General features: G+C 45.4%; 24 protein-coding genes. 5 read left to right on the top strand and 19 right to left on the bottom strand.

Going from position 1 to position 20,578, the window contains the following annotated elements; genetic code table 11:
- Nucleotides 1–78: 78 nt before the first annotated feature.
- Complete coding sequence (locus AB4298_RS06315) at nt 79–726, bottom strand: DUF2959 domain-containing protein (protein ID WP_371986079.1); 648 nt, start codon at nt 724–726, stop codon at nt 79–81.
- Between the two features lie 28 nt (nt 727–754).
- Nucleotides 755–976 (bottom strand): hypothetical protein, encoded by a 222-nt coding sequence (locus AB4298_RS06310; protein WP_371986078.1) that lies wholly within the window; start codon nt 974–976, stop codon nt 755–757.
- Between the two features lie 133 nt (nt 977–1,109).
- On the opposite strand from AB4298_RS06310, the gene AB4298_RS06305 reads away from it, so the two are divergent.
- The 5 genes from AB4298_RS06305 (at nt 1,110) to AB4298_RS06285 (ending at nt 4,849) form a co-directional block, all read left to right on the top strand.
- Entirely contained in the window at nt 1,110–2,123 is a 1,014-nt protein-coding gene (locus AB4298_RS06305) for a virulence factor BrkB family protein (protein WP_371986153.1), read from the top strand.
- Nucleotides 2,123–3,058: an alpha/beta fold hydrolase gene (locus tag AB4298_RS06300; RefSeq protein WP_248999966.1), complete on the top strand. Its 936-nt coding sequence runs from the start codon at nt 2,123–2,125 to the stop codon at nt 3,056–3,058. The genes AB4298_RS06305 and AB4298_RS06300 overlap by 1 nt, the downstream gene beginning before the upstream one ends.
- An 18-nt stretch (nt 3,059–3,076) precedes the next feature.
- Nucleotides 3,077–3,646, top strand: a complete 570-nt coding sequence (locus AB4298_RS06295; protein ID WP_371986076.1) for a M14 family metallopeptidase — start codon at nt 3,077–3,079, stop codon at nt 3,644–3,646.
- 261 nt (nt 3,647–3,907) lie between these two features.
- The gene (dtd, locus tag AB4298_RS06290; RefSeq protein WP_248999964.1) at nt 3,908–4,345 is read left to right on the top strand and encodes a D-aminoacyl-tRNA deacylase; all 438 of its coding nucleotides are present in this window, start codon (nt 3,908–3,910) and stop codon (nt 4,343–4,345) included.
- A 51-nt stretch (nt 4,346–4,396) separates the two neighbouring features.
- Nucleotides 4,397–4,849: a thioesterase domain-containing protein gene (locus tag AB4298_RS06285; RefSeq protein WP_371986075.1), complete on the top strand. Its 453-nt coding sequence runs from the start codon at nt 4,397–4,399 to the stop codon at nt 4,847–4,849.
- Between the two features lie 66 nt (nt 4,850–4,915).
- Here AB4298_RS06285 and AB4298_RS06280 read toward each other — a convergent pair whose 3' ends face one another.
- The 17 genes from AB4298_RS06280 to AB4298_RS06200 all read right to left on the bottom strand — a co-directional run bounded on the left by AB4298_RS06280 (nt 4,916) and on the right by AB4298_RS06200 (nt 20,570).
- Nucleotides 4,916–6,163 carry a beta-ketoacyl-ACP synthase gene (locus AB4298_RS06280; RefSeq protein ID WP_371986074.1) on the bottom strand — a complete coding sequence of 416 codons (1,248 nt, stop codon included), beginning with the start codon at nt 6,161–6,163 and terminating at the stop codon, nt 4,916–4,918.
- On the bottom strand, nt 6,160–6,885 hold the full coding sequence (locus AB4298_RS06275; protein WP_371986073.1) for a 3-ketoacyl-ACP reductase FabG2: 726 nt from the start codon (nt 6,883–6,885) through the stop codon (nt 6,160–6,162). The genes AB4298_RS06280 and AB4298_RS06275 overlap by 4 nt, the downstream gene beginning before the upstream one ends.
- Before the next feature lie 95 nt (nt 6,886–6,980).
- A complete protein-coding gene (locus AB4298_RS06270) occupies nt 6,981–7,457 on the bottom strand; it encodes a hotdog family protein (protein ID WP_371986072.1) in 477 nt (158 codons plus the stop codon).
- A complete protein-coding gene (locus tag AB4298_RS06265; protein ID WP_371986071.1) occupies nt 7,450–8,706 on the bottom strand; it encodes a beta-ketoacyl-[acyl-carrier-protein] synthase family protein in 1,257 nt (418 codons plus the stop codon). The genes AB4298_RS06270 and AB4298_RS06265 overlap by 8 nt, the downstream gene beginning before the upstream one ends.
- Nucleotides 8,707–8,728: 22 nt before the next feature.
- A complete protein-coding gene (gene apeN, locus AB4298_RS06260) occupies nt 8,729–9,376 on the bottom strand; it encodes an ApeN family LolB-like membrane protein (protein ID WP_371986069.1) in 648 nt (215 codons plus the stop codon).
- The gene (locus AB4298_RS06255; RefSeq protein ID WP_371986068.1) at nt 9,364–10,641 is read right to left on the bottom strand and encodes an NAD(P)/FAD-dependent oxidoreductase; all 1,278 of its coding nucleotides are present in this window, start codon (nt 10,639–10,641) and stop codon (nt 9,364–9,366) included. Before AB4298_RS06255 ends, apeN begins: the two co-directional genes overlap by 13 nt.
- Nucleotides 10,641–13,049, bottom strand: coding sequence for an ApeM family transporter (gene apeM, locus AB4298_RS06250; RefSeq protein WP_371986067.1), 2,409 nt, complete (start codon nt 13,047–13,049; stop codon nt 10,641–10,643). The genes AB4298_RS06255 and apeM overlap by 1 nt, the downstream gene beginning before the upstream one ends.
- A complete protein-coding gene (locus AB4298_RS06245; RefSeq protein ID WP_371986065.1) occupies nt 13,049–13,798 on the bottom strand; it encodes an outer membrane lipoprotein carrier protein LolA in 750 nt (249 codons plus the stop codon). The genes apeM and AB4298_RS06245 overlap by 1 nt, the downstream gene beginning before the upstream one ends.
- On the bottom strand, nt 13,798–14,244 hold the full coding sequence (locus AB4298_RS06240) for an acyl-CoA thioesterase (RefSeq protein ID WP_248999954.1): 447 nt from the start codon (nt 14,242–14,244) through the stop codon (nt 13,798–13,800). Before AB4298_RS06240 ends, AB4298_RS06245 begins: the two co-directional genes overlap by 1 nt.
- Nucleotides 14,244–14,378, bottom strand: coding sequence for a hypothetical protein (locus tag AB4298_RS06235; protein WP_371986063.1), 135 nt, complete (start codon nt 14,376–14,378; stop codon nt 14,244–14,246). The genes AB4298_RS06240 and AB4298_RS06235 overlap by 1 nt, the downstream gene beginning before the upstream one ends.
- A gap of 133 nt (nt 14,379–14,511) precedes the next feature.
- The gene (locus tag AB4298_RS06230) at nt 14,512–14,646 is read right to left on the bottom strand and encodes a hypothetical protein (RefSeq protein ID WP_371986062.1); all 135 of its coding nucleotides are present in this window, start codon (nt 14,644–14,646) and stop codon (nt 14,512–14,514) included.
- 43 nt (nt 14,647–14,689) lie between these two features.
- Nucleotides 14,690–16,255, bottom strand: a complete 1,566-nt coding sequence (locus tag AB4298_RS06225; protein ID WP_248999953.1) for an HAL/PAL/TAL family ammonia-lyase — start codon at nt 16,253–16,255, stop codon at nt 14,690–14,692.
- Entirely contained in the window at nt 16,252–18,009 is a 1,758-nt protein-coding gene (locus AB4298_RS06220; protein ID WP_371986061.1) for a glycosyltransferase family 2 protein, read from the bottom strand. The genes AB4298_RS06225 and AB4298_RS06220 overlap by 4 nt, the downstream gene beginning before the upstream one ends.
- Nucleotides 18,009–18,401 (bottom strand): ApeI family dehydratase, encoded by a 393-nt coding sequence (locus tag AB4298_RS06215; RefSeq protein ID WP_371986060.1) that lies wholly within the window; start codon nt 18,399–18,401, stop codon nt 18,009–18,011. The genes AB4298_RS06220 and AB4298_RS06215 overlap by 1 nt, the downstream gene beginning before the upstream one ends.
- The gene (locus AB4298_RS06210; RefSeq protein WP_371986059.1) at nt 18,398–19,777 is read right to left on the bottom strand and encodes an AMP-binding protein; all 1,380 of its coding nucleotides are present in this window, start codon (nt 19,775–19,777) and stop codon (nt 18,398–18,400) included. Before AB4298_RS06210 ends, AB4298_RS06215 begins: the two co-directional genes overlap by 4 nt.
- A complete protein-coding gene (locus AB4298_RS06205) occupies nt 19,774–20,322 on the bottom strand; it encodes a COG4648 family protein (RefSeq protein ID WP_248999949.1) in 549 nt (182 codons plus the stop codon). Before AB4298_RS06205 ends, AB4298_RS06210 begins: the two co-directional genes overlap by 4 nt.
- Nucleotides 20,322–20,570: an acyl carrier protein gene (locus AB4298_RS06200; RefSeq protein ID WP_371986057.1), complete on the bottom strand. Its 249-nt coding sequence runs from the start codon at nt 20,568–20,570 to the stop codon at nt 20,322–20,324. The genes AB4298_RS06205 and AB4298_RS06200 overlap by 1 nt, the downstream gene beginning before the upstream one ends.
- Nucleotides 20,571–20,578: the final 8 nt, after the last annotated feature.

Genomic DNA, 20,578 nt, shown 5'->3' with positions numbered 1-20,578 from the left:
GGATATGAAAAATAATGGGGCAGTTCACAAAGTTGATCCCTGAGCGGTTGTGCTCAGGAACCCAACTTTAGCTAAGACTTATTTGCTTTCTAACGAGGCAATAAACTTGTTCGACTCATCAATAGACTTATTCATCTCTTTGATTAAGCCCGATATATCAGTCTGTAGACTAGCGAACTCACCTTTAATTGCACCAATAGCCTGTGCATTAAGGTTATGTTTTAAATACAGCATATTGTCTTTCATTGCTGTTAGTACGGGCTCCATCTTACTTTCGGCGCGGCGCATGCTTTTAACCAACTGAGTATATGAGCGGCGAGTTTCTTTTAGCTTAGACTCACTGTTGCGGCGTAGGCTAGCTTTGCTAATTTCACCAATCTCAGTTTGCCACTCGTCAAATAGCGCTTCAGCTACATCTTCAACTTTGTCGATACGATTAGTCACATCATCAGCTGAATCTTGCGCAGATTCGTATTCATCTTTAGCCTTGTTATAGGCGCTTTCTAAGTCTCCGCCATCGTGGTTTAGTAACGCCTGCATCTCTTCAAGGGCAGAGCTGAACTGCTCTTGTGCTTCCTCTTGAGATTCTTTCGCATCTTCAACTCGGTCAACCATGATGTCGCGTTTGTGATAACCCACTTTTTCCATTGCGCCGTAATAAGCACTTTGACAACCTGTCAGTAAAAGGCTCGTTGTTATCACAGCTGTTGTAATTAGTTTTTTCATTTTCTTATATCCCTGAAAATTCGTTGAGTTACTCTGAGCGGTATTTAGCTGCGTCGATAATGCTCCATAGGTGAGCAATACCGCCGATAATAGCTGGCACAATCAACCACCATAGGGCGTAGCCGACAACGGCAACAATACAAAAAACTAAGGCGGCTAGAATTCGCCCTTGAACGAGCTGTCCAAGACCTGGGAAGAAAAAGCTAGCAATAGCGGCAATTACATTGCCGGCAGATCCTTGTTGAGACATCAATTCAATCCTTATGCTTGTAAAGAGAAGGTTATAAGCTTTATTGTACCAAGATAGTGATTGGCAAATCATTTATTGTCTTAGAACGTAAGACTAACTTTAACAGAATCAAGAGTAACAAGTGAAAAATAAGATGGTGATAAATCAGGTTCGTTCTTTTTTGTTGAGTATTTGGGCATTTTTTTTACACTTGCTTAGCCGTTTTAAAGAGGACCAAGTCAATATAAAGGCTGGACACTTAGCATACGTGACTTTGTTGTCTCTGGTGCCGATTGTCGCGGTTATGTTTTCTATGTTGTCGGCATTCCCAGTATTTTCCGGTATTCGTGAAAAGTTAGAAGCCTTTGTATATGACAACTTTTTACCTGCAGCTGGTGATACTGTACAGATTTACATTAATGAATTTGTCGCTAATGCCTCTAAAGGCACAAGCGTGGGTATTGCAGCATTAATGATCGTTGCCTTGATGTTGATCTCAGCTATCGATAAGGCACTAAATAGTATTTGGCGTACCGAAGAAAAGCGTCAAGCTGCCGTCTCTTTTTCGATGTATTGGATGGTACTAACCTTAGGGCCAGTGCTTGTTGGTGCAAGCTTAGTGGCGACGTCTTATATCGTGTCATTAAAGTTATTTAGCGATACAGAACTTTCCGGTGTCGTTCCTTTATTGATAGAACGCCTGCCTATGTTGTTTTCGGTCGCTGCTTTCTTATTGCTGTACATGGTTGTGCCGATTAAAAAGGTTAAGTTTTTACATGCGCTGTTAGGTGCATTAGTCGCTGCGATGTTATTTGAGCTGGGCAAAAAAGGCTTTGCTTATTACGTGACTCAGTTTCCGAGTTACGAGGCGATCTACGGTGCGCTAGCGACTATACCTATTTTGTTCGTTTGGGTTTATGTATCGTGGGTTATCGTGTTAGTGGGCGCCGAGATCACTGCAGGTTTGCCTGAGTATTTGCACGAGTGTCAGCAATTGAGAGATAAGCAATCAGCACTTGATGCAGCCGCTGCTGTAGATGCCGACTCTGCAGTGGATGCAAGCGCTGCTAACGAAAGCTATGCAAGTGCTAGCCAAACGGATACGCAAGCTGAACAGGAAAATTTAGCTGCAACTTCTCAACCTGCAGCTGATAAGCAAACAGATTAATGCAGGCTCAACAACCTAAACCATTTAAAAGTGGATGGTTGGAGGTCGGCCAAGGGCATGAGTTATATGTGGCTCAGTATGGTAACCCGAAGGGGATATCACTGTTGTATTTACATGGTGGGCCTGGCGCCGGCTGTTGTATTGAAGATTTAAGTTTATTCGACTTGTCAGTTTATCGGGTCATTTTGCTCGACCAGCGTGGGGCGGGACGCTCTCGTCCACGAGGAGAGTTACAGGGTAATAGTTTAATGCTATTGCTAGGTGATATTGAGCGAGTCAGATGCTGGCTTGATATCCCACAATGGATGTTAGCTGGGGGCTCATTTGGTGCCACTTTGGCGCTATTGTATTCGGCGTGTTATCCAAATCGAGTGGTTTCGCAAGTGCTCTGGGGATTGTTTATCCCTAATAAAGAAGGCATTAAGTGGCTTTATGGGGATAGTGGTGCGGCGCGATTATTTGCAGATGATTATGCGCAATTTCAAATTACTGCAGTTAGAGCTAACTCACTTGCTGAATTATTTACGCATTATCGCAACGGGATAGATAACCCTTGCCATGAAGTAAGGCAACACTTTGCTCAAAAATGGAATCGTTGGGAAATGGCGTTAGCTTATCCTAGCTATGGACACGAGTTGTTAAATGCACATTCCAGTCAGTCTCTAGCAAGCATTGAGCTTTATTATGTTGCTAATGATTACTTTGGTGCATTTGAAAAGTTGTCTCAAAAGTTGCCGTTAATTCAGTCGCAAACATACGTCTTGCAGGGCGAGTTAGATTGGGTTTGTCCCTTTAATGTTGTGAATAGCTTCTTTAAAGGGCGGGCAAGTCAGCTAATTAAAGTGACTGAGATTAAAGGCGCGTATCACGCTTTAGCTGACGTAAAGATGGCGAAAGCAGTAATAAACGCCATACGGGAAATGGCCAAACAATAAAAAGGAAATATAGACGCTATGAAAAAATTGATTATTGCAGGCCTAATTATGAGCCTGAGCGCATGTGCGGCAACAGAAAACACTACTGCTGTGGAAGCTGCTACAAAGGCACCTGACAGTGTTAATTTAGGTGGCCTTTCTAATGAAGAGGCAACGACTAAATTGCTGGAAGCTCTACTAAATAAAAGTTATTTAGCATCTCGTGCCGGCCCTAATGGTGTGGCCGTTGATTTTGACCAAACCCAGTTTATTCTACAGCCGAGTATGAATCCTGACGGTATCGACCGTATTATGATGAACCGTTTTTATGCGATTCACCCTAAGTATGTCGGCAGCAAAGAGATGCTGTTTATGATTGGTACGCTTAACCAAAAGCTCAACTTTGCTAAGTTTGTTATTCGTGACAAAGGTGCGGTGATCCAAGTGCAAGGTGCGGCAACCTTTGTTGATACCATTACTATGGAAGAGTTACGCCGATTTATTTTATGGACTGACGAAGGTTTACGTCAGGTTGCGGAGTCTCTGCCAGAAGGCTCACAAGATGTGATTAAGCCTATTCCGGTAATGCAGAATATTCAGTCGATTTAAAGAAGGTTCTAGGAAAAGCTGAGAAAGGTTCTAGGTCCTAGGAAAAGCTAAGACGATAACAGCCTGCGGCCGCTACGCTTACGGAAAAGCAGGTCTTAGGTAAAGCCGGAAAAACTGAAAAGCGAAAATTCAACAAAGGCTGCGGGTGGTGCTTTTGGTTTTTGCTGCTCCTAGCAGGGCAAAGCCCGTCCTCAAAGCGAAGCGCCCTAGGATCTAGGTCCTTCTTGTAAATATTTAATTTTTTATCGGAGATAAGAGTAAGTGATTGGCTTAATTCAACGTGTAAGTGAAGCAAAAGTGGTCGTTGATGGTGAGACTATTGGCGAAATCGGCAAAGGTTTGCTAGTCCTGCTAGGGGTAGAGCAAGGCGATGACATTGAAAAAATGCAAAAGCTGGCCACAAAAGTGATGAGCTATCGTGTTTTTGCCGATGAAAACGGTAAGACCAACTTAAATCTTGAGCAGGTTGGTGGCAGTCTGCTTGTCGTGTCTCAGTTTACCCTAGCTGCTGACACTAGCCGCGGACTACGTCCGAGCTTTTCTGGTGCAGGCACTCCTGATATGGCTCGCGAGCTATATGATGCGTTTGTTGATTTCTGTCAATCAAAAGGGGTCAACACTCAAACAGGTCAATTTGCTGCAGACATGAAAGTGTCATTAGTTAACGATGGCCCAGTGACATTTAACTTACAAGTTTAGTGTTTATAACGCAGGCATAGGGTTTGTATTTGCCAGTATTAGGATCAATAAATGACAGAGTTAAATCACCAAGACTTGCTTATTGAGCTGCAGCAGACTTGGCATCAAACCATACCTGTTAGTAAATTTATGCAGATTGTGCCTAAGGTGTTTAATGGTGCTGCTTTCAAAGTCTCAGCGCCACTAGAGCCCAATATCAATCTACATCAGACCATGTTTGCTGGCAGCATCTATACGGTAATGACGCTCACTGGCTGGGGTATGTTATGGCTGCAGCAAAAGTTAGCTGATGTAGATGGTGACATTGTATTGGCGGATGCTAATGTGCGCTATATCGCCCCAATTGATAGCCAGCCTGTCGCTAAGGTTTGCTGGCCTGATGTTGATTTAACTTCGTTAGCACAAGGACGTCGAGTGAAAGTACGTTTAGTGGTAGAGCTTTATTGTAACGACAAGCTGTGTGCGTGTTTTTCTGGGCTTTATGTCAGTGTACCTAAAAGCTAATATCTAGCCACAAATACTAAAAAAGCCTCCTAGATGGGGGCTTTTTGTTTGGGGACGTAATATTGATTAGTCGTGCCATTTTTTAAAGATAAGTGAAGTATTAATACCGCCAAAGGCAAAGTTATTACTCATCACATAGTCAGTTTCAAGCAAGCGAATATCATCTTTGATGTAGTCTAGCTCAGCGCATTCAGGGTCAATTTCAGTTAAATTCAGTGTTGGCGCAAACCAACCTGCATTCATCATCTCAATGCTCACCCAAGCTTCTAGTGCGCCGCAGGCTCCGAGTGTATGGCCGGTGTAGCTCTTAAGCGATGAGATAGGTTGCTTTGCGCCAAATACCGCATGAGTCGCCTGTGTTTCAGCAATATCGCCGCGGTCTGTTGCCGTGCCGTGAGCATTCACATAACCGACTTTATTGGCATCAATAGCAGCATCTTTTAACGCTAAGCGAATCGCGGTTTCCATGGTTGCGCTGTTGGGTTGCGTCACGTGCAGACCATCGGCATTAGTACCAAAGCCAACGATTTCTGCATAGATTTTTGCACCGCGAGCTTTTGCATGTTCTAGTTCTTCTAGCACTAAGGTGCAAGCGCCTTCGCCAATGACTAGACCGTCGCGTTCTTTATCAAACGGGCGTGGGTTTGCTGTTGGGGCATCGTTTTGAGTGCTGGTGGCGAATAAGGTATCAAACACCACAGCTTCGGTTGGGCACAGCTCTTCGCCGCCACCTGCCAGCATCAGATCTTGCTGACCATATTTGATCGCTTCATAGGCGTAGCCTATGCCTTGACTGCCTGAGGTACAGGCGCTGCTGGTGGTGTGCACGCGGCCTTTAAGGCCAAAGAAGACGCCCACGTTAACAGCTGTGGTATGGGCCATCATACGGATATAGCTAGTGGCAGTTACGCCAGACATATCACCGTCTTTGAGCATGTCACCAAAGGCGACAATCGGATCGGTACTGCCTGTGGATGAACCGTAAGCGATGCCCATCGCGCCGGATGTAACAACAGGATCATCAAGCAAATTGGCATCGATAAGTGCAAGTTCACTGGCGCGAGTCGCCATAATCGATACTCGTCCCATTGAGCGGATCTTCTTACGCTTGTAATGGCTGGGCACTTCAAAGTCGGTCACTGGTGCGGCTAAACGGGTATGCAAATCGGCAAATCTATCCCACTCGTCCATGCGTACTACGCAGTTCTTTTGTGCTTTTAAACTTGCAGCTATTGTTGGCCAGTCATGACCAAGTGCTGAAATACCACCTACTCCAGTGATGACTACGCGGCGCGGAAAAGCGGCTTGGCTCATATCATGCCTCCGTTTACCGAGATCACCTGACGCGTGACATAGGCGGCATCTTCAGACATTAAATAGTTAGCTAAGCCGGCAATTTCTGATGGCTTACCCATGCGGCGCATCGGCACTAGGGTGTTGACCATATCTTTAGGGATATCGCTGACCATATCCGTTTCGATTAAACCCGGTGCAATACAGTTTACGGTGATTTTGCGCTTAGCGAGCTCTAAAGACAGTGCCTTGGTTGCACCGATAATTCCGGCTTTAGAAGCGCTGTAGTTTACTTGACCGCGGTTACCAGCAATGCCAGATACTGACGCAAGCGTAATAATGCGTCCGCCTTGGCGACCTTGCACCATAGGCATTACGGTTGGATGAATCACGTTATAAAAGCCATCAAGGTTAGTGTGGACTACGCTGTCCCACTCACTTTCAGTCATCGCAGGGAATGCTGTGTCGGCATTAATACCCGCATTGAGAACGACGCCATAATAAGCACCGTGTTGCTCAATATCTTGTTCGATAGCCTGTTTGACGAGTGCGCGGTTGGCAATATCAAATTGTAGACATGTTACTTTAATACCATGCTGCTCTAATTCTGTCTTAGTCGTATCAGCTGCTTGCTGATTGCTATGAAAATGCATAGCAATATCAAAACCAGAAGCCGCTAATCTGAGGGCGATGGCTTTACCAATACCACGGCTCGAACCGGTTACTAATACTCTTTTTGACATCTTGTTGCTCCCTACGCAGCCTGATTATTATTCGTCATCCGTTAAGATGTATTAGCGGGCTACGTTTGTATATTCTATTGATATGTCGTTGCTAGCTATTGCGCTGCATCGGCGATATAGGCTTGGGTATCTTGTGGCTGAAACACATTGACGTTGGCTTCAGCAACCACCTCTTGATTGTGGAGGATTTGGCAATCAAACACAGCTAAACCAGACTCTTCTTGATATAAACGAGTCACTTTTGTTTGGTAACTCTGGCCCAGTTCAAATTGGCTGATATGCATCTTAAGTTTACGGCTACCAAGCAAAAATCCGACTCGAATTATATCATTGCGTAAATGTGCTTCAACGCCAGCTAGCGCGGCAATACTCTGTGCCATATATTCAATACCTACGTAGTTGGGGACACCATTTAAACGAGGATCAAAGTATGGGCTGGCTGTCGATACATCAGTTTGCGTGAGTAAGCTATCTTGGCTGTACTCAAGCAATTGGCTAATCAAAATCATTGGGTCGCGATGAGGGATAAACTCAGCAACATCACACTCAGAAAGTTTGGTTGGATCAAACATCTTGGTTTATCCCTTGTGGGTCATTAGCTAATTGAGATTCTGCGGCACAGAGCTTGCGACTTAAGATCAGGCTGGCATTGCTGCCACCAAAGGCAAACGAGTTACTCATTACATGCCGTATCTTGGTCTGCGTAGCTGAGCCGACTAAAGGTAAGTTAGGATCGTTAGTATCGCGTTGATTATCCCATACTTGGGGCGGTAAATATTGCTGGCGGTTGTAGTCGCTAAGTAGCAAATAGCAAAATGCCGCTTCTATTGCCCCTGCTGCGCCCAGTGTATGCCCGGTAAGCGGCTTGGTCGAGCTACAAGCTGGCAGATTTTTACCAAATACTTGCTGTACCGCGCGGCTCTCCATAGCGTCGTTTTTAGGCGTCGCAGTGCCATGCAGGTTGAGGTAATCAATCTGCGAAGGTGATAAGCCTGCCATCGTTAGTGCGGCTTGCATGGCTGCAATCGCGCCGCGCCCTTCAGGGTGTGGCGCCGAAATATGGTGCGCATCGCTCGACTCACCAAAGCCGCTGAGTACGATAGCTTCAGGAGCTGCAGCTACCTTTTCTAAAATAAACAGGGCACCGCCTTCACCTATGTTAATGCCGTCGCGGTTTTGGCTGAAAGGTTGGCAATGGCCGCTAGATATTGATTCCAGTGAGTGAAAGCCGTTCAGAGTGAGCTGACAAAGAGTATCAACGCCACCAACGATCACCATATCGCATACGTCCGCGTTAATTAAGCGAGTCGCACTGGCAAACACTTTTGCACTCGATGAGCACGCAGTTGATACGGTATAGCAAGGGCCAGTTAGATCTAAATAGGCCTGCAAGAATTGACTGGTATCGCCGAGCTCTTGTTTGGCATAGTCATAATCTTGGGGAAATTCACCTTGGCTCTGGTGCACACTAAGTGCCTGTTCTCCGGTGGAAATACCCGAGGTACTAGTACCAATAACAATACCTACTCGCTGGCTACCATAATCTTGCTTGGCTTGTTTAACGCTAGACTCAATCTGCTGCGCAATAAGCAAGGCTAACTGATTATTACGGGTGTCGAACTGCGCGAGTTGTTTAGGTATTTGAGGTAATTCAAAAGGAATTTGGCCGACTAATACAGAGCGTTCAAATAGCAAGTCATCACGCCATTGCATGCCATCGATATTACCGGCAACTAAGTTGTCGAGTACAGCTTGCGGAGTTTGCCCTATCGGCGTGCATAAGCCTAAATGGGTTATCGCAATTGGCGTTGTTGAGTTCACTTAAATGTCCACCACGTAAGAGTTATATCGGGCTGATATTGAGTTTAAAGTCGGCTGCATCAATCGTTAGCTCAACATTGGTTTGCCACTTATCTTGTTTACTATTGTCGCTAGCGTGATAGCGAATGGCAATAATCGGTAGGTTGTTATTGCTGTTCTTATCGGCATCTGGGCTATTTTTGCTATCACTTTGCTCTGTAAAAAGGCCACGGCATAAGTTTGCATCGCACTGATACGGACGTATAACCGCACCTTGTAAATGGCGATTGACGCTATCATCGGGCCAGTAAATTAATTGCATTATCGCGAGCAGATACTCAGCTTTAAATTGCTCGCCCATAAAAGTACTCTGCTCGCTTACCAGCGTATAATCATCATAGGTCAGCGTAAATAGCGCTTGCCCTAACGGAGCTAGACCCACCAATGTTAGGTTTTGCTGAGTTAACTCTAGCTGAGTGAGCAGTTCATGTTGCTGGTCCTGAGTGCGAATGGTCGCTTTTTGGGTTGCGCTGACTGTTTGCTGTTGAGGTAGTGAGTCTGCAACAGGCGCTAAGCAATATCTGACATCGCTTGCCAGCTCAACGCAGGTTTTACGCTCCAACGTGTGGCTGCAAGCACTGAGTAATAGTGCAAAAACTATGATGCCAAAATGGCGATTTAGCTGCGACATAGTTCAACAACCATATCTAAACGACGCTTAGACTCACTGACAAAAGGGTTTTGCTCATCCCAAGCATAACCCGCCAGAATAGAGCAGATCATCTGTTTGATCTTTGGATCTGGATCGTCAAAAAAGATCGTATCTTGAAAGCGGCAATCGTACCAAGCTTCAACGTAGGTTCTAAATGTGTCGACGCCCTTCATTAATGGTGTAGCGTAATCCTGTTGCCAATCCACTGTCTCGCCATTTAACTGCTTAAGCAGTGTTTTAGCCGCCATTGATGCTGACTGCATAGCGATGGTGACACCAGATGAAAACACCGGGTCAAGAAATTCGCCGGCATTACCCAGTAGGGCGAATTTGTCAGTCGCTAGGGTTTTGACGTTGGCTGAGTAGCCTTTTAATAAGCCAGATTGATTAATTAACTCTGCATTCGCTAGCAGTTTCTTTAAGCCTGGCTCCTGGTCAATCATGATTTTAAGTAGCTGATCTAAGTCGCCATCGAGGCCGTTTTCTACCACGGCTAATTGATGAGGCTCACCGACTACGCCAACCGAGCAACGACCATCGCTAAATGGGATCAGCCAGTACCAAATATCTTGGTTATCTGGGTGGACACTAATTAATATCTTATTACGATCAAAGTTTGGGTCGCTAATGTTGTCGCGAACATGATTAAACACAGCGCTACGGGTCGGCAGTGTCGATGGTTTTTCTAGGTCGAGTAGGCGTGGCAGTACTCGGCCAAAACCACTGGCATCGAGGATAAACTTAGCCTTAATAGTCTGTGTTTGGCCTTGTTCATTTCTGATTTCAAGACTCGATTCTCCGCTTAATGCGACCGAGTGAACTGTGTGGCCATAACGAATATCTACGCCTTGCTTACAGGCTTCATCGGCGAGCAATTTATCAAATGTGGCGCGCTCAACTTGAAACGTAGTGCCTGGGCCTGGGGTAAATTTATCGGTAAAGTCAAAGGTGGTGTATTTGTCTTGGTATCTAAATGCGGCGCCATTTTTAAATTGGAACCCTGCTTGATTGACCGCTTCAAGCATATTGGCCTCGGTAATGACCTGCATACAACAAGGCAGCAAGCTTTCACCAATCGAAAAGCGCGGGAAGTGCTGCTTCTCTAATACCAGAACCTTCTTGCCTTGGGCGTGTAGCAGACTAGCGACAATACTACCCGATGGTCCAGCCCCTATAATCGCAACATCTACCGTTTCGGTAGTGCATTGTTCGACGTCATTCTGAACTGAGGTTGCACTCGACATTAAAGGGGATTCCTTGTGAAATTTTGAATAAATGGCGCCAGTAAAAAGGTAAAGCTAATACCGAATAACAGTGTCAGCCCGAAGGCATTTATCGCCGGTGTTTGGCTAAAAGCCAGTAAGCCAAAGGCAAGTATTGTTGATATAGCCGACATAAAGACCGCCATCATTACGCCTTTAGATTGTTGGGTCGATTCGGCAAAAAATAAGCTGTAATCGACGCCAATACCAAACACCAAAATAAGTGCTAAAGCATGAAAAAGCGTGAGTGGGTTATTGAGTAAGCCTAAGCTTGCCAGCGTCAGTAATGCGGCTAATGCGGGCACAGCAACCACTACTGCTGCGAGCTTCAAGCCAAATCTAAAGCTAAATATAACACCTGCAACCACTAAGGCGATGGCGAGTAAGGCTAAAGTGAGTTGGCGGTAATGGCCCATCACTCTTGATATGTCACCAACTTTATCGACTAGCTGAACATTGGCATTATCTGTAAATAGTGCGGCGACACGATTAAGTTGTTTGATACCGCCAAGCAGCACGATTGCACCATAGCCTGAATCATCTTTTATATCAGCGGCAAGCCAAAGTGGTTTAAAGCTTACTCCTGCTTGATGGTTTAAGAAGCTGGCGGCGCTAATAAACTCTGAACCAGCCGCCTGATAGGCGTATATCAATTCTGGTTTTATGTTGTCATCTAAGCCTAACGTGGCAATGATTTCATCTAAATGTTGCAGATAAATCTGCCCTTGCAACTGATAGTTTAGCTGCTGCTGTTTCTGACTAGGCAAGAATCGACTTAAGCTTAAATGGTTACCAATAAGGTTATCTTGCTTAGCTTGTTCTAGTATCGGCTCAAGCTCTGCTAAATGCTGTTTTACTTGCTCTTCTGTTGCTGCCGTAACCAGTAGAAACTGATTATCAGTGCCACCACTGAGTAAGGTGCGAAGCTGATTTTCTTCTGCTTGAATATCAGTGGGCGTGTGTTGCAGCTGGCGAATATCATCATTGGCAGTGAGCCTTAGCAAGCCCGTTAAAATGAAGATAGTGACGCTAAGAGAGAGACCCATTTTTGCGATTAAGCTTCTAGGTGTAAAGCGGTTAAGCATAAAGCCTTGATAGCGACTCGCTAGATTTAATGCTTGATTAGCATTGTTTAACGGCTGACTAGCAAGTGTTGGGTAGGCCAATACTAAGGTTAAGTATGCGCCGAGTAGCCCAGCTGCGCAGAAGACGGCAACTTGTTGCATCCCAGGGAAAGGTGCGAACCCCATGGCACTATAGGCGATAGCGCTGGTAATTAGAGCCAGAGTTATTGCGGCAAAGATACGCTTAATCACCTGCTCACTAGTATCACTTGGGTGAGTTAAGCGTTCACAGTAATAGTGAAAACAGTAGTCGATAGAGATCCCGATAAGGCTAGTACCAAAGACCAAGGTCAGTAGGTGCAGCTCACCAAATATCAGGGCTGTGCTAACAACGGCAAATAGTAAGCTGGTACTGACGGTGACAACGGCTATCGTCAGTGGCATTAAAGAGCGAAATGCTAGCCACACTAAGCTAATGACCCCAACGAGTGATAATAGCCCTATGCTGGACACTTCTTTTTTCGCGTTATCGGTTGCGGCTATGGCATGAAACAGTGCGCCTGCTTTGATGATTTCAATTTCTTTAAATTGCGATTTAGTGGTATTGAAGGCCAACGTTAGTGCGCTTAACTGTTGTTGCTGAGCATTAGGATTAAACGCGCTGTCACTGCCCTTAGCCATAACAATTGCCGCATAACGTAGTGGTTGATTGTTGCTTGGCGCTATTGTTGCGATGAGCACGCCTTGCTTGACTGTCAGTTGTTGCGATGGGGCAAGGGCTAACAAAGAATCAGGGTATAATAGTAATGGATCGCGGCTCAGTAGTTCACTGTTGGCGTAACTAAAAGCGTTATAGAGCTTTTCTAGTGCGGCTTGAGTCAGTTGTTGCCATTGCCCCTGTTGCAATAGCTGTTGCTGAGAGAGAGTTAATAGCTGAAACCTGTGGTTAAAGTAATACTGGTTTAGCGCGTCAGCTTGCGCCATATCGGCGCTGCTGATATTGATAAATGCGGGATCTTTGCTATCAAGCTGTTTGAGGGTTTGAATTGTTAGCTTGGCTGCGTTAATGGCAGATTGTTCATTGTTACTGATGAGGCCTAAATAAACGCGGTTAGCTAATTGCTGCTCGACCTGATCCATTGCGCGCTGAGTGATGGGGCTTTCGCTAACCTTAGGCAGCATAGCTAAAATATCACTTTGTACCCGAGCACCGCTTTGCCATAGGCTAAAGCCAGTTGCGATCGAGGCGAGGATTAATGCAAGCCACAGTATAAATCTTAACTTGGCGGTCTTTTGGCTTAATAAGGCACTCAGGCTTAGATTCATTATGGCGCAGTGCCCACAGAATTAGGCTCATAACGCGCTTTGTCTTGAGAGCTTAATGGGCTTTCGTCCAGCGCTGAAAACTCGATCTGACTGCGATCACCGTTGGCACTATATAACACCAGAGTTTGAATTTGTTGTTTACCAGCTAGCACCATTTTAGGTAGAGCTTTTGCGAGCATTGGGTCGATAGGCTTTAGTCCAAGTTGCCATTGCGCAGTTGGCTCAACGGTCGTATTTAAGTCTATACCCGCTTCGGTTGCTAGAGGTTTGCCATCAAGATTAAGACTTAATTCAAAGTGTTGTTGCAGTTGATTAATGTCACCACTGAGTAATGCACTTAATAGCTTGGGCATGATATCACTCATCATATTCGCGCTACCGGCTTGTTCTGCATGGTTAACGTTAATGTTACCTTGGCTATCAATTTGAATAAGCTGCTTATCTTTCAAGATCAATGTGCTAGCAAAAGGACTGTTTTGCTGCCAAATAATTCCAAGATCTTTAGAGAAGATAAACTCGCCTTGGCTAACTAACGGCTTTTTGAGCACCTTTAAATAGCGGTATTGGCTAAAGCTACCTTTGGTTTGCGCGCTTGGCGATAATTGCTGACTCAAGTTAAGTAAATCAGCGTTATTAGCAGGCTTATTAAAAAGTTCGCTATAGCTAGCTTCTGCGCTATCTGCCGCAAAGCCGCTGCCACTTATTAATAGAGGCAGCAGGGCTAATATTAGGCTGAATATATACTTCATTAAGGCTGCTCTGATTGCTGACTTTTAGCGGCAATTAAATGGGCTATTTTTTGCTGGAATATATCAGGGGTAACAAAGCATAACTCTTGAGTTTGCATATCGACGGCGGCCTGTATGGTGTACCCCTTAGTAATACGTTTACCTGTTTTAACATCAAGTACTTGGTAGTTGATCTTAATGCGGTTCTCCCACTCAACTAAGGATGCCTTAACGGTGACAAGCTGCTCGAAGGTACTCGACTGCACGTACTTTATCTGCACGTCGACAATCGGCCAGCTATAACCCGAGTCTTGCATGGCGCGGTAACCATAGTCGATTTTATCCAGCAGTTTACAGCGTACTAATTCAAAATAGCGCAAGTAGTTACCATGCCAAGTGATCCCCATCGAATCGACATCGTGAAATGGTATTTCAACTTCCATCTCTGCATGTAAAATGCCTTTCATTAGCAGAGTCCTCGACTGATATCCTGATGATGTTCTATAAACAAAGCGTTACCATGCCAACCGTTATAGCCCATCAAATCGACATCGTGAAATGGTATTTCAACTTCCATCTCTGCATGTAAAATGCCTTTCATTAGCAGAGTCCTCGACTGATACCCTGATGATGTTCTATAAACAAAGCGTTACCATGCCAACCGATATAGCCCATCGAATCGACATCGTGAAATGGAATTTCGACTTCCATTTCTGCATGTAAGATACCTTTCATTAGCAGAGTCCTCGACTGATATCCTGATGATGTTCTACAAAAAAAGCGTTACCGTGCCAACCGTTATAGCCCATCGAATCGACATCGTGAAATGGTATTTCAACTTCCATCTCTGCATGTAAAATGCCTTTCATTTCTTTGCTCCCTGGTCATAGCTATGTAAGGGAAAGTTCTTAATTACTTTCCGCATACTTCCCAATAACCGCTTTGGATCTTGTCCACGGTTGAGCGCAGTGTTTGCTCTAGGGGTCTGTCTTCGGTCAGTAGTTCAAAATCGGCTTCAACTTGAGCCAACGTATTGGCCAAAGAAGGGGTGATAGAGCTCTCGACTAACTCCTGCTGGGCGATGCGTAAGCGAATACCTTGAGACATGGCCAGTAACGCTGCAGCAGCAACTTGCTCAGTAAGTTGTAATACGCGCATACAGTCGCGAGCAGAGATAGTCCCCATGCTGACCTTATCCTGGTTATGGCACTCGGTAGAACGTGAAAAAACACTGGCTGGCATAGTGTTTTTAAGCGCTTCAGCTGTCCATGCCGATACACCGATTTGTACCGCTTTAAAGCCATGGTTAATCGCTTTACGGCTGCCCGTTGCACCAGACAAGTTAGCGGGTAAGCCATTATTGAACTTTTGATCCATTACCAACGCCATTTGGCGGTCAATAAGATCGGCAATATTGGCAACGGCATTTTTCATCGCATCCATCGCGAAAGCAATATGACCACCGTAGAAGTGACCACCATGCAGAATATGTTCGCCTTCACCATCAACAATCGGATTGTCGTTGGCGCTGTTTAGCTCAGTTTCAATAAACTGGCGCATAAACGGCAGGGCATCTTGCAGTACACCAATGACGTGCGGGGCGCAGCGGATAGAGTATCTGTCTTGCAGTCTGTCAGAGTTACGCGGATGGATATGGTGATTTAAGTCTTCACGGATCCAAGCTGCTATCTGGTTTTGCCCTGGGTGAGGCTTCGCGGCAAACAAGATATCGTCAAAATGATTTGAGTTACCTTTTAGGGTAAGTGATGCCATGGCGGTAATACGGCTAGCAAGGCGTGTCATATATTGGGCACGATCATAAGCTAAGCAGGCAAGGGCCGTCATAACGGCTGTGCCGTTCATCAGTGCTAGACCTTCTTTAGGACGTAGCTTAAGCGGCACGATATTAAGTTGTTTATAAACGTCGCTAGTGGCACGTCGCTCACCTTGATAAATCACATCGCGCTCGCCGATTAATACTGCGGCTAGGTAGGACAGCGGCGTTAAATCACCGCTTGCGCCAACAGAACCCTCTTCAGGGATCACCGGAGTGATATTCAGGTTTAGTAAGGTTTCTATACGCTTAAGTAATTCATAAGTGACACCAGATTTACCGACTGCCAGTGAGCTCAGTCGGCAAGCCATTACCGCGCGCGCTTGCATTGGCGATAGGATTTCACCCATGCCGCAGCCATGAAAACGAGTCAAATGCAGCGGGAGCTCATGGACTAAATCTAAACCTACAGTAACGGTACAAGAGTCGCCATAACCTGTGGTAACGCCGTACACTACGCCTTCTTCTTTTAACAGGCTGTCGATAAACAGCGCACCCTTTTGAATGTAGGTTTGGTATTCGGCAGTTTGATTCAACTTGGCGGTAGCGCCTTTAGCAATTGCGACCACATCTTCAAGAGAGAGACTGTTGTAGCCAAATTCAACCGTTTTAAGATTAGCGTTATGGGTCGTTTGTTGGGTCATTTTCTTGCTTGTCCTTTGGGATCACCTGTATTACTACTGCAATCACTATTTTGTGCATTAGCGCGCTGGAACTCTTCGTCTTTGCGCCAAAAATCGTAAAAATTAAACCATTGCAGTGGCTCATTAAGCGCAAAACGCTCCAAGCGGCTGCTAAATTCTTTAACTGCGAGTTCGAGTCGTTCGCTTCGACCTGATCTTGGGCCTTTTAAGGTACTGGCAAAGTGTTCTAAATGTACGTGATAACGGCCATTTTGGCGCAAACAAAACATGGTATAAACCGGGCAATCTAATAGACCTGCAAGAATAAATGGCCCTTGCGGGAAAGGCGCTTGCTCACCTAAAAAGTCTTGATAAATCACTCTGCCAGCGGTTTGTGATGAGGTTCTGTCACCCGCAATCACCACTAACTCACCATTTTCAATTTTTTGCTGCAGTAGCATAGAAGTGCTTGGTCCAAGCTCTGTTACTTGAATCAAATTAAGCGAGCTATCTGGGTTGAGTTGCTTGAGGACTCTATTGAAATTCTCGGCATTTTGAGTCAGCACCATGACGTTAACTTTGACTTGGCGCTGGTGGATCGAAATCGCTCTGCACAGCTCTAAATTACCTAAGTGCGAGACCAGTAACACCGCGCCATGACCTGCTAACAATTGGTTAGCGAGCATCTCTCGATTAGGAAAGTCGACCTGTTCGAGTTTGATGCGATCGCACCATGCGTCGATTCTATCGAGGGCTGCATTACCGAAGGCAAAAAAGTGCTTAAGGCTATCGCGCCAGCTAAGTGATTCACCTAGCTGTGGATGATTAGGCTGCTTGGCTTTGACATGAGTTAAAAATTGCTTCGAAGCACTGCGAGCCGTTGTGCCGGTTAAATAGAAATACACGATCACTGGATACATAATGGCACGACATAACCAATGTCCGCCTAAGCGATAGCTTTCAGCGATTAGCTTTATGCCCCAATAACTGCCGCGCTCAGTCATGCTAGACCAATGTTTATTTTGGTTAGAGCCTGCGAACGATTGCTTTAATTTCTGAAACAAGTTTTTAGGTTGACGCAGTAACATGCCAAAGAACAGTTTGCTGTGCATGACAGAAATACGCACGTTATCCTTCAAACCTTGAAAGTGACTAACGCCATCTTCAGGGTAAATAACTCTAGTTGGGAGGTGGATAACTTTTACGCCTTGCCAGTAAAGGCGCACGAGCACTTCGATATCAAAGTCCATACGTTCGCCTAAGGCATGGCTTAGAAACAGCTTTTCAGTGGCGGCTAAGGGGTAAATGCGAAAGCCGCACATGGAGTCTTGAATGTCAAAACTTAGGGTTTCTATCCACACCCAAAAGTGGGTGATATAGCGGCCATATAAACGGCCTTTGGGTACAGACTCATCGTATTGTGGTAAACCTGAAATCAAGGCTTCTGGCGCCGATTCAGCTTGCTTAATCATTGCCGGAATATCATCTAAGTCGTGCTGGCCATCAGCGTCAACTTGCAAAGCATGAGTAAAGCCATCGGCATAAGCAGTGCGCAGACCAGTCATAACCGCCGCGCCTTTGCCACGATTGAACGGATGGTGCAGTAGAGTTACCCAATCGTACTTTTCAGCGAGTTCAATCAGTAAGAATCGAGTTTCATCATCGCTGCCATCGTTAACTAAATAGCAAGGCAGCTCAAAAATCGCTAAGCGCTCAAGGGTTTTCTCGATAGCGCCGCGATGATTATAGTTGGGGACCACTAGAGCAATACGCATTAGCTAATGCCTGTCATGGCTAGGTCTGCTCTAACTGCTTGCGCAGTATTTAACGCGATTCGGCCTGAGGCAAAGCGTTTGTCTCCATCGCTGTAGGCAAATACCAGTTTAGCTTTTGCGGCATTATGGCTAATGCTTAAATCAACTTGAGTGCCAGGCAGCATTAACTGCTGAAATTTAAGTACTTCTAACGTGGCGACATCTACGCTATAGCCAAAATGTGCACAGCCGAGCTTTATTGCCCAGTCGAGTTGGGTTACACCGGGCAATACTGGTTGCTCGGGAAAGTGGCCATTGAAGTAATTCAAGTCCGCAGCAATATCTAGGCGCCAAGTTGCGCTATCTGTATCGCTGCTCTGGCTAATAATGGTCGGCAGAGTTGATGTAATCATTTGCTTTTAAACTTATCAATGTCGAACAGGGCTAGCATGGTGGTGTGTACCCGTTTGCCTTGTTGATCTAACGGTAAGGCTTCTGTGTAACGCCAACGTCTTGGTAAAGTCACGCGTTCAAATTGGCTGAGTAAGTGATTTTTCAGTTGGTTATTAAGTGCTAGCTTGCCGTGTTGCTCTAATTGCAGAATACCCTCTTGAGACAGCTCAATGGCTGCGCCAAGCTGGACTCGTGGTTGCTCTAGCATTAGCAAAGCCGCTTTAGCCACAAAAGGATGGCTCTCAAGTAATGACTCCATCTGCACCAGTGACAAACGCTTTTCTTCGACTTTAATAATGCGATCTAAGCGACCTTGCAATGAGAAAGTGCCATCTGAATTCAAGCTAATTTTGTCATCACATTTTAACCAATCATTATCTGGCAGATACGGCGACTTGAGTAGCAGTGCGCCATCTACTAGGTCTTGCTCGATAGCGATAGATGCAAAAGTCTGCCAACTGGCATTTTTCTGATGTTGGCTACGGTAGGCTATGCCACCGGTTTCAGTACTGCCAAAGACTTCAATCGGTGGCTCACCATAACAGTTTGCTACCGCTTTAGACGCTTCAAAGCTCAATGGACCACCAGAGCTAAAGACTAGGCTTGGCGCGCGTAATTGGGGTTCATTGTCTAGTGCGTCGGGTAGACGAGAAAGTTGTGCAGGACTACTGATCAAACATAAGTTTGGAAACAGGTTTGCGTAGTAGCTTAGGGTTTCAGGGTACTCGACTAAATCGCTTAAAAATGGGCGGCTAGCCGCCAATGGCCAAAGTACTTTAAACAGTAAACCGTAGATATGCTGATGCGATACAGTCGATATTACGCTGCAATGGGGCAGGTGTTGAGCAAAAGTATGCTCAAGTACACTGACTTCGGCATCAAGCTGCTCTATTGATTTCGGGACACGTTTAGGTTTTCCGCTGCTACCAGAAGTAAATAAAACTAATTCGCCCCAAGTCTCGGTTTGCGGCCAAGTGCTAGCTGGTGGGTAGAGATCTTTATCTAGGCGTAAAAAAGCTTTGCCTTCACAGATGGGCATATTGGCAATGATGCCATCGAACTCATGGGTCAATTCACTTAAGGTGCCCGCTTGGGTATTGGCAGGTAGAATAATCTGTTTTCCAGCCAATAAGCCGGCGCAAAGGCCGACAGCAAATAGATCGCTGCTTTCGCTGTTGAGTAACCAGCGCTTGGCATCTGAATCTTTGAGTTGTTGATAGAGCTGAGCGACTTGCGCGGTAAAGACTCCACCCGTGACAATATCGTGATGATTAAAGCTGATTAACTGCTGCACCGCCGGGCCTTGGCGTAGCCAAGATTTAAGTAGATTCGTCATGACTTTTTTAACCAAATTGTTCGATATAACCATTCACCACCCAGTAACGATCCGATAAGCAGATACGCAATGAGCCCGTTATAAAGCGTCCATGTTTCGATACTGGTATAAAGCGCGGTATACAGCGCCATCAGGCCATTAAAAATAAATAGCCCACACCAAATTAGAGTGACCTTGTTGAGGTAACTAATTGCCTCATCTGGTAGATCTGGCTCTTTTAATCTGGCGAGCCTTTCAATCATACTGGGACCATGCTTTAACGAATAAGCAAATAAAGCCAGCATAGTGAGGTTTATCACTACGGGGTAAAACAATAGCCAATCGTTCTGTTTAGCAATAAAACTGCCAGCAGTAAGCCCAATCCCTACGATAATTGGTAGCATCAAAGCTTTTACTTTTTGCTGCTGCAGTAACAGCCTGATAATTAAAATGGCACACAACGCGAGAGCTATGCTGCCAGCTGGCAAATAGTGCAAACCAAAGTAAACTGCCAGTGGATAGGCGATAACCACCAAGCTTGTCACTATTTGCAGAAAAAGCCGCATTAGTCTTTAACTAAGCCTTCAATTGCTGAAACCACATCATCAACGGTTCTAACCGCTTTAAATTCTTCTGGCTTAATCTTTTTGCCAGTCATTTGCTGCAGTTTAATCACCAGATCAACAGCATCGATGCTGTCGAGATCGAGGTCTTCATACAGTGAAGCTTCTAAAGTGATATCATCTGCATCGATTTCAAACTCATCGACCAAGATTTGGGTCAGCATTTCTAGGATCTGTTCACGACTTTGCATAATGCCCC

The organism is Shewanella sp. 10N.261.52.F9 (assembly GCF_041471165.1).
Taxonomy (GTDB): domain Bacteria; phylum Pseudomonadota; class Gammaproteobacteria; order Enterobacterales; family Shewanellaceae; genus Shewanella; species Shewanella marinintestina.
The sequence above is the reverse complement of the archived record's forward strand: the minus strand, read 5'-3'. Positions and strand labels throughout refer to the sequence as shown.